General features: G+C 68.3%; 7 protein-coding genes and 1 pseudogene. All 8 read left to right on the top strand.

What is annotated here, in order from left to right; translation table 11 throughout:
- Window positions 1-997 (top strand): annotated as a pseudogene (locus VFG33_RS09505) (hypothetical protein); the annotation flags it as partial.
- The gene (locus tag VFG33_RS09500; RefSeq protein ID WP_325024574.1) at window positions 952-2,367 is read left to right on the top strand and encodes a hypothetical protein; all 1,416 of its coding nucleotides are present in this window, start codon (window positions 952-954) and stop codon (window positions 2,365-2,367) included. The pseudogene VFG33_RS09505 and the gene VFG33_RS09500, both read left to right, overlap by 46 nt.
- 14 nt (window positions 2,368-2,381) lie before the next feature.
- Window positions 2,382-3,296 (top strand): TatD family hydrolase, encoded by a 915-nt coding sequence (locus tag VFG33_RS09495; RefSeq protein WP_325024572.1) that lies wholly within the window; start codon window positions 2,382-2,384, stop codon window positions 3,294-3,296.
- Window positions 3,296-3,892, top strand: coding sequence for a nitroreductase family protein (locus VFG33_RS09490; RefSeq protein ID WP_325024570.1), 597 nt, complete (start codon window positions 3,296-3,298; stop codon window positions 3,890-3,892). Before VFG33_RS09495 ends, VFG33_RS09490 begins: the two co-directional genes overlap by 1 nt.
- Window positions 3,893-4,111: 219 nt before the next feature.
- Window positions 4,112-5,227 (top strand): resuscitation-promoting factor, encoded by a 1,116-nt coding sequence (locus tag VFG33_RS09485; RefSeq protein WP_325024568.1) that lies wholly within the window; start codon window positions 4,112-4,114, stop codon window positions 5,225-5,227.
- Window positions 5,228-5,240: 13 nt separating this feature from the next.
- Window positions 5,241-6,116: a 16S rRNA (adenine(1518)-N(6)/adenine(1519)-N(6))-dimethyltransferase RsmA gene (gene rsmA, locus VFG33_RS09480; RefSeq protein WP_325024566.1), complete on the top strand. Its 876-nt coding sequence runs from the start codon at window positions 5,241-5,243 to the stop codon at window positions 6,114-6,116.
- 3 nt (window positions 6,117-6,119) lie between these two features.
- Window positions 6,120-7,055 carry a 4-(cytidine 5'-diphospho)-2-C-methyl-D-erythritol kinase gene (locus VFG33_RS09475; RefSeq protein WP_325024564.1) on the top strand — a complete coding sequence of 312 codons (936 nt, stop codon included), beginning with the start codon at window positions 6,120-6,122 and terminating at the stop codon, window positions 7,053-7,055.
- Window positions 7,056-7,338: 283 nt separating this feature from the next.
- A complete protein-coding gene (locus tag VFG33_RS09470) occupies window positions 7,339-9,243 on the top strand; it encodes a GTP-binding protein (protein ID WP_325024562.1) in 1,905 nt (634 codons plus the stop codon).
- The last annotated feature ends 179 nt before the right edge of the window (window positions 9,244-9,422 follow it).

Below are 9,422 nucleotides of genomic sequence, written 5' to 3'. Positions count from 1 at the left end.
GGCTGGTATCGAGCGCCGTCGGACCGGGGCATCATTAGCTGTGATGACCGGCACGACGGTGGTCGGTGGGGCGGCGCCCGCTCGGCCTGGACCCGCTCGAGGAACCACCCGGCCAGGACCGCAGCTCGGGCTCGGGCTGGTCGGCTGGTGGTTGCTGGTCCCGATCACGGCCGTCCTCCTGCTCGCGTGGATCGGCGATCCCGGCGGCGAGAGCATCCGCTTCTTCATCACCTGGCTGGTGGCGGTCCTGCTTCCTGGCGTCTTGTTGTGGCGGGCGCTGGCCGGCGGGCGGTCAGTGGCGCAGGACCTCGGGTTCGGCGCGGTGCTCGGGCTCGCCTGGCAGCTGGCGACCTGGGCGATCTGTACCGCGATCGGGCTGCCGCTGCTGCAGTGGATGGCCGTGGGGCTTCTCGTTCTGGCGTTCGCCGTCGTCCCTGCCCTCAGACCACATCTCGGTTTGCGCGGCATGGCGGCGCCGCCGCCTCGGTGGTGGCACGCGCTGCTGGTGACGAGCCTCCTGCTGGCCGTACTACGGACCGTGGTGACCCTCCTCCGCCCGGTACCGCTGCCGCCGGAGGCCGCGGCCCGCAACCCGGACATCTGGTACCAGCTCGGACTCGTGCAGATGCTCACCGAGCACGTCCCGCCGCCCGATCCGTCGATCCTCGGTGAGCCGCTGATCTACCACTGGTTCGCGTCCGCCTCGATGGCGAGCGGGTCGGTGATGTCGGACGTGGCGCCGCCGCAGGTGCTCATGCACCAGTGGCCGATCACGATGGTGATCACTCTCGTCCTGGTCGGGTGGGCGGCAGGCGAGGCGCTCAGTGATCGGAAATGGGTCGGCCCGATCGCCGGAGTACTGGCCGGAGTTCTGCCTGGCGCTCTGCAGCTGGCCGCGAGTCCGACGGTCAACATGGCGGGCGCGCAGTCCGTCCCTTCGCCGACCGGACGATGGCGGCGCTCGTACTGCTCGGACTGGTCGGGCCGACGGCGCTGATCCTGCGGCGAGAAGCCGGGCCGGGTGCGTGGGCCGCGATGGTCCTGCTCCTCGGTCTCGCCGCCGGAACCAAGCCGACACTGCTGCCGATCATGATCGTCGGTTGCTCGTTCGCTGTGGTCATCAGCTGGATAGCGGAGCGGCGTCTGCCTTGGCGCCCGCTGGTTCTGCTGGGTCTGTCCGGGCTCTTCCTGCTGGCGTCCTCCTTCACTCTGATCGGCAGCGCGCGGGGAAGCCGGCTCCAGTTCTTCGCCGCTCTGCGCGCGCAGCCCTACTACCAGGCCGTCACCGGCGACAGGTCCATTCCGGCCACCGGCGGCTGGTTCATCCCGTCCGTAGCCTCCGGTGACGGCAGGATGATCCTGTTCATCGCGACCATGGTCACCTGGTATCTGGTCACCGAAGCGCCGAGACTGCTGTCCCTGCTCGGCCTGTCGATCAAGCCTGTACGCCGGGATCCGGCGTACTGGTGGACCGGCGGATGTGTCGCCGCGGGAGTCGGGATCACGTTGGTGCTCTCGCACACCGGCTATTCGGAGTACTACTTCCTGACTGCCGTTCTCGCGCTCGGCATGGTCGCGGTCGTTGCCGTCGGCGCCGATCTGGCCCGCCGCGGGGACCTGTTGAGCCTGGCGATCACGGCGTCGGCGGGGGTTCTCACCGCGACCGTCTTGTTCCTCTACTGGCCGGTGAATCGCGCGACCAACACGGTGGCCGGAGCTCTGACCGGCCTGCTGCTGCCGTTCGGGATCCTGGCCGCTGTGGGAGCGCTCGTGATCCTGCTGATGAATCGTGCGCGGACGGCGGCCGCCATCGGTCTGCAGGTGATCGTGTTGACGATCGCGGCCGGCCTGCCCGCTCAGCTGGTCTCCTACACGAATGCGATCGAGGCTGCTACGAAGCCGCGACCGGCGCCGAACGAGGGGAGCCGGACCTACCTCACCCGGGACGAACAGGACGCGATGTTGTGGCTCCACGAGCACAAGGCGGCCGGCGATGTGGCCGTCACCAATGTGTTCTGCCTGCCCGCGCGATTTCGGGCGGGGTGTGCCGAGGACGCGTACTGGGTCTCGGGGTTGAGCGGAGTACGGCTGTATCTCGGAGGCTGGGCGTATGCGCCGGCCAACCTGGCCGCGGACCACTACGAGACCAGCTTCCTGACCCGGCCGTCTCCATGGCCGGACCGGTTGCAGGAGAGCCTGGACGCCGTGCAGAAGCCGACACCGCAGTTGCTCGCCCGCCTGAAGAACCAGGTCGGGGTGGACTGGATCGTGGCCGACCTGCCGGCCGGTCCGGTGTCACCTGCGCTCGACAAACTCGCAGTACGGGCCTTCAGCAATGAGGACATGCGGATCTATCAGCTGCGGTAAGTAGGCTAGACCGCATGTCTACCGACGGTGTGGAGGTCGAACGCCCTACGCGGGAACGTGCTGCCATTGGCGAGGACGGCCGGTCGCGTGACCGCAGTCGTCCGGCCGTGCCAGATCCGTTGCCGATGAGCGTGGTCGATGCGCACTGCCATCTGGACATCGCTGACGGCGAGGACGGCAACTGGCTGGGGGCTGCCGAGGCGATCAAGCTCGCGGCGTCCGTCGGGGTGACCCGGATCGTCCAGGTGGGTTGCGACCTGCCTGGCGCGCTGTGGGCGGTGGACGCGGCGGAGCAGTACCCGAACCTGATCGCGGGCGTCGCGCTGCACCCGAACGAGGCGCCCCGGCTCAAGGCTTCGGGGCAACTTCCCGAGGCCTTGGCCGAGATCGAGCGGCTTGCGAAGAGCTCCGACAAGGCGCGAGTGGTCGGCGAGACCGGACTGGACTACTACCGCACCGGCGAGGACGGCCGCGCCGCGCAGCACGAGTCATTCGCCGCGCACATCGACCTGGCGAAGCGGCTGGACAAGACGCTGATGATCCACGACCGCGACGCGCACGACGACATCCTGGCCATCCTGGACCGCGAGGGGGTGCCGGACCGGCTGGTGATGCACTGCTTCTCCGGCGACACCGAGTTCGCCCGCAAGTGCGTCGACCGCGGCGCCTTCCTGAGCTTCGCGGGCGTGATCACCTTCAAGAACGCGCAGTCGCTGCGGAACGCGCTCGCCGTCACCCCGCTGGACCGGGTGCTGGTGGAGACGGATGCGCCTTACCTCACCCCGTCGCCGCACCGCGGTCAGCCGAACGCGTCGTACCTGATCCCGCACACGGTCCGGAAGATGGCCGGGGTGCTGAACATCTCCGTCGCCGAACTCTGCGGAGCCCTGTCGGACAACGCCAATCGTGCCTTCGGCGGCAGTTGGTAGTGGAGTTCAGCGAGGTTGTTCGCCGGCGCCGGATGATCCGGAACTTCGATCCCGAGCGGCCGGTGCCGCCCGAGGTTCGCGAGCGGATCCTGGCCAACGGTCTGCACGCGCCGTCGGCGGGCTTCAGTCAGGGCTGGGCGTTCCTGGTGCTGGAAGGCGCCGACAAGGACCGGTACTGGGACACGGCCGGCGCCGATCCGGACCGGTTGGAGTGGGCCGGGCGGTTGCGAAAGGCGCCGCTGCTGATCCTGCCGTTCGCGCACGAGCAGGCCTATTTCGAGCGGTACGCCGAGGCGGACAAGGGTGGCCGGACGACCTGGACGGCGCCGTACTGGTTCATCGACACCGGGATGGCGTCGTTGCTGATGCTGCTGACCGTGGTCGACGAGGGGCTGGCCGCGTGTTTCATCGGGCTGCCGGTGCCGAGGATCGAGCGCATCAAGGCCGAGTTCGGCGTACCGGACGCGTTCGCGCCGATCGGCGCCATACCGATCGGGTATCGGCTGCCGGACCCGCCTTCCCCCTCGCTGCGCCGCGGCCGCCGGAGCGCGGCGGAGGTGGTGCACCGGGGCCAGTGGGGCCATCACGAACCGTGAGCGGCCCGTTACACCTTTTTGCGACTCGCCGACCAGAGGATTGGCACTTCCGGGACTTCTTCGTTACTGTCTCGTGATGTTGGCCGGGATCGGGGAAGGTTCCGGACAGCACGCCCCTCGGCGTTGACCGTGGTTGCCGGGCCCTGTTATCCCGGAGTTCGCGGTGTTCGCCAGTGCTGTCCTAACCCCGTGCCCGGGTAGCTCTACCTGGGAGCTTTAGTGCGTAAGTCCATCATCGCGGCCGTCGGTGCGACGGCTGTGTTCGCCGTCGTGGGCGGCTCTGTGGCATATGCGAGCAAGAGCAAGACCGTGAGTGTTTCCGTGGACGGGCAGGTGCAGAAGGTTCACACCTTCGGCTCCACCGTGGCGGACGCTCTGAAGGCGGAGAAGATCCAGATCGGCGACCGTGACGTGGTCGCGCCGGCCCTGGATGCCAAGCTGCAGGACGGTCAGGAGATCGCGGTGCAGTACGGCCGCCAGCTGACCGTCAACGCGGATGGCAGCAAGAGAAGTTTCTGGACCACGGCCGACAGCGTGAACGAGGCGCTGTCCGACCTGGGCCTGCGGTACGACGGTGCCTACCTCTCCACCAGCCGGAGCGCCCCGATCGGGCGTGAGGGCCTGGAGCTCGAGGTCCGGACCCCGAAGACCGTGCAGTTCGTCCGGCAGGGCAAGGTCGTGTCGGTGAAGTCGCTGGCGATGACGGTCGGCGAGGCGCTGACCGGAGCCAAGGTGACTCACGACGGCGACGACCGGATCACCCCGGCGGTGGCCACCGCGCTGAAGCCGGGCGTGAACCGGATCACCGTGGTCAAGGTGGACGTGAAGAAGGTCACCAAGACCGAGGCGATCGCCTTTGCCAAGAAGGAGACCAAGTCGGCGGCGTTGCTCGTGGGCGACACCAAGACCACTGCCAAGGGCGCGGCCGGCAAGAAGACGGTCGACTACGTGCTGACCTACCTGGACGGCAAGCTGGTGACCACCAAGATGGCCGCCACCAAGGTGCTGTCGCAGCCGGTCGTCGAGCAGGTCACCGTCGGCACCAAGCCGAAGCCCGTGGAAGAGACCACCGAGGCCGACCCGCCCACCGGCGCCACCGGTGCCTGGGACCGGATCGCGGAGTGCGAATCGGGTGGCAACTGGCAGGCCAACACCGGCAACGGTTACTACGGCGGCCTGCAATTCGGCCACAGCACCTGGGTCGCGTACGGCGGCGATGCCTACGCCAACAACGCGCACCAGGCGAGCAAGGCACAGCAGATCGCGATCGCCGAGAAGGTCCGGGCTGCCCGGGGTGGCTACGGCGACTGGCCTGTCTGTGGCAAGAAGGCCTGACACACTGACCTGTGTGACCAGCGCTGATTCCTCCACTTCCGCCGGACCGAGACTTCTCGGTCCGGCGGAAGTGCGTTCACTGGCCGCCTCGCTCGGGCTCCGCCCGACCAAGCAGCGCGGCCAGAACTTCGTCATCGACCCGAACACAGTGCGCCGGATCGTGCGCGCCGCGGACCTGTCCCCGGCCGGCGAGACCGTGCTCGAGGTCGGCCCAGGGCTCGGCTCGCTCACCTTGGCACTGCTGGCCGAGGGGCATCGGGTCACCGCTGTGGAGATCGACCCGCTCCTCGCCGGGGCGCTGCCGGCCACCATCGCGGAGTACGCGCCTGGACAAGCGGACAAGCTCACTGTGGTCGAAGCCGACGCGATGAACGTCGGGCCGGACCAGCTCGGGTCGCCCGACGCCTGCGTCGCGAACCTCCCGTACAACGTGGCCGTCCCGGTCCTGCTGCACCTGCTCGAGGTGGCGCCGACGCTCCGGCACGGTCTGGTGATGGTCCAGTCCGAGGTTGCGGACCGGCTCGCCGCCCCACCCGGCTCTCGCACGTACGGCATCCCCTCCGCGAAGGCCGCCTGGTACGCCGACATCCGCCGCGCGGGACCGATCGGCCGGAACGTGTTCTGGCCGGCTCCCAACGTCGACTCCGGCCTGGTCGCCTTCAGCCGCCGCGAACCACCCTCGACCACGGTTGACCGGGAAGAGGTCTTCGCCGTGATCGATGCGGCGTTCTCGCAGCGCCGCAAGACCCTCCGGTCAGCGCTGGCCCGCTGGATGCCGGACCGCGATCGGCTCGACGCGGTACTCGGGGCCGCAGGCATCGACCCGACTCTGCGCGGCGAGATGCTCGGCATCAGAGAGTTCACCGCGATAGCCGGGGCGAAGCACTAGCCTGTGCGGGTGCCACCTCAAGCCCAGGTCACCGTCCGGTCGCCGGCCAAGATCAATCTCGGTCTGTCCGTCGGTCCGCCGCGCCCTGACGGCTACCACCCGCTCGCCACGGTCTACCAGGCCGTCGCGCTGTACGACGACGTCACCGCCACCCTGCGCGATGACGACGGGATCACCGTCGAGGTGGTCGGTGACTTCGCCGTCGACGTTCCCACGGACGACTCGAACCTGGCGGTCCGCGCTGCCCGGTTGCTGCAAGCGGAGTACGACGTCGAAGACGGCGTCGACCTGACCATCCGCAAGACCATCCCGGTCGCGGGCGGGATGGCCGGCGGTTCCACCGATGCCGCCGCGACCCTGGTCGCCTGCAATCGGCTGTGGGGCCTGCAGTTGACGCAAACCGAGCTGGAGCACCTGGCCGCGGAACTGGGCAGCGACGTGCCGTTCTGCCTGGTCGGCCACACCGCACTCGGGCGCGGGCGAGGTGAGCAGGTCACCGAGGTGATGTCACGCGGAACCTTCCACTGGGTCTTCGCCATCGCGGACGGCGGTCTGTCCACGCCGGCGGTCTTCACCGAACTGGACCGCCTGCGTCCCCTCCGCCGGGTCGAGGCGCCCGAGGTCAGACCCGAACTCCTCACCGCCCTCCTCTCCGGCCAGCCCGCCGCCCTCGCGGTTGCCCTAAGCAACGACATGCAAGCGGCCGCGCTCTCGTTGCGTCCGGAACTGTCCGCCACCCTCCAGTTCGGCCTGGACCAGGGCGCCCTGGCAGCGATGATCTCCGGCTCCGGCCCCACCTGCCTCTTCCTGGCAGCCGACAGCCGCAGCGCAGTAGACCTAGCCGTAGAACTAGCCGAATCCGGCCTCTGCCGAATGGTCCGCCAAGCCGAAGGTCCAGTCCCGGGCGCCCGCATCCTCCCGGCAACAATCAGCCGCTGAGTCGGTACGTCACGCGGCCCGGACCGCCACCACTCACTAACCTGTCGTTTTTGCCCGGGAGTACGCCTCGCACGCCTGGATGCAGCTGGTAGCTCGAGGTTGGTGAGTGGTGGCGGTCCGGGGCGCGCTGCGGATGGGTGAGAAATGCGGTGCGGCTCTGGGTGCCGCGCTGTTAGCATCGCGGGAGTCCTGTCTGGGTGCCGCGATGTGAAGGAGAAAGAGATGCGCCGGGTGTCGGTCTACGCCATCTCAACTGATCGCATCGACGCACCCGCGAGGACCTTTGAAGACCCTGACGATGGGCATTCTGGCGCATGTTGACGCCGGCAAGACCAGCCTGACCGAGCGCCTGCTGTACTCCGCGGGCGTGATTGACCACGTCGGCAGCGTGGACGACGGTAGTACCCGGACCGACTCGATGGACCTCGAGCGGCGCCGTGGGATCACCATCCGCTCGGCGGTGGTCTGCTTCGAACTCGGTGACCTGACCGTGAACCTGATCGACACCCCGGGCCACTCCGACTTCATCGCCGAGGTGGAGCGAGCGCTGTCCGTGCTCGACGGCGCCGTGCTGGTGATCTCGGCCGTGGAAGGCGTTCAGGTCCAGACCCGGCTGCTGATGCGCACCCTGACCCGGCTACGCATCCCGACTCTCCTTTTTGTGAACAAGATCGACCGGATGGGAGCCCGGTACGACGACCTGCTCGCCGACATCCGGCGGCTCCTCACCCCGACCGCGATCCCGCTGAGCACGGTCACGGATCTCGGCACCCGGGCGGCCCGGACCGAGCTGATTCCCCTGCAGAACAAGGAACTCGGTGAACTACTTGCTGACAGCAACGATGTGTTCCTGGCGGACTACCTCGACGGAGGGATCACCTCAGCGCAGTACGAGAGTGAACTCGTTCGGCAGGTCGGACGGTGCGTGGTGCAGCCCGTGTACTTCGGTTCGGCGTTGACCGGTGAAGGTGTTCCCGAACTGATCGAAGGCATCCGTACCTTGTTGCCTCGCGCAACTGGTGTCACAGGGGACCCGTTGCAGGGAACGGTGTTCAAGGTGGAGCGTGGTCCGGCGGGGGAGAAGATCGCCTCGGCGCGCGTGTTCTCCGGCGAGCTGCACGCCCGCCAGTACGTCGAGCTCCAGCGCGCCGGAACGTCGTACAGTGCGAAGCCGACGTCGCTCCGGCTCTTCGAACGCGGCGGCACGATGCCGGTCGACAGCGCGGAGGCCGGCCGGATCGTCGCGCTCCGCGGGCTGAAGGAGATCCAGATCGGCGACCAGTTGGGGCGGCCGGTGGAGCGTGTCGGGCAGCTGTTCTCGCCGCCGACACTGGAGACCGTAGTCCGGGCGGCGGATCGCACGAAGCTGTTCGTGGCACTGCAGCAACTGGCTGAGCAGGACCCGCTGATCCAGGTTCGCAAGGACGACGAGATCACGGTCAAGCTGTACGGCGAGGTCCAGAAGGAAGTGATCGCCGCGCTGCTGGTGAGCGAGTACGGGCTGTCCGTCACCTTCAGCGAGACCAGGCCGATCCATGTCGAACGCCCGACCGGCACCGGCACCGCGATCCGCGAGATCGGCGACGACAACCCGTGGGCTGCCGGTGTCGGCTTCCGGATCTCACCGGCAGTCGGTATCGACTACCGTCTGGAGGTCGAGCTCGGCGGCCTGCCGCGCGCGTTTCACACTGCCATCGAGGAGACCGCCCGTCGGACCCTGCAGCAAGGTCTGCACGGTTGGGAGGTGGTGGACTGCCGCATCGAGGTCGTCCACACCCATTACAGCGCGCCGGTGACGGTGGCCGCCGACTTCCGCCGCCTGGTCCCGCTGGTCCTACTACAGGCCTTGCAGGACGCCGGTACGACGGTCCACGAACCGGTCAACCACTTCGAACTGGAGCTACCGCCCGACGCGGTCTCACCCGTACTGGCCAAACTCGCGGAAGCCACCGCAACCGTCGAGGACACCGCGGTCGCCCCGGGCCAAGCCCGCCTCACCGGCCTGATCCCAGCCGGCCGGGTCCACACCTTCGAATCCCAACTCCCCGGCCTCACCCACGGCGAAGGCGTCCTCCTCACCTCCTTCCACGGTTTCCACCCGGTCCCCGGCACCCCGCCGTACCGCCAACGCACCGACGGCAACCCCCTCAACCAAAAGGAATACCTCCTCCACCTCAACCAGACGTGAGGTGCCTGGCGGTGGGGGAGTAGCAGGGGTGAAATAGGGTGGAGGGGATATGGCAGCTGCTCCCGCACCTAATTTGGTCAACTTGGAAGCCGTTAGTAAGGGCTTCGGTACCCGCACCCTGTTGGACGGGGTCAGTCTCGGCGTCGGCCGGGGTGAACGCATCGGCGTGGTGGGGCGTA

It is taken from the genome of Kribbella sp. (assembly GCF_035687465.1).
Taxonomy (GTDB): domain Bacteria; phylum Actinomycetota; class Actinomycetes; order Propionibacteriales; family Kribbellaceae; genus Kribbella.
This window is presented reverse-complemented; position numbering and strand designations above follow the sequence as displayed.

Excerpts from the sequence above, each read along its gene's own strand:
- VFG33_RS09500 (WP_325024574.1), top strand. The coding sequence starts at position 952 with ATGGCGGCGCTCGTACTGCTCGGACTGGTCGGGCCGACGGCGCTGATC.
- VFG33_RS09495 (WP_325024572.1), top strand. The coding sequence starts at position 2,382 with ATGTCTACCGACGGTGTGGAGGTCGAACGCCCTACGCGGGAACGTGCT.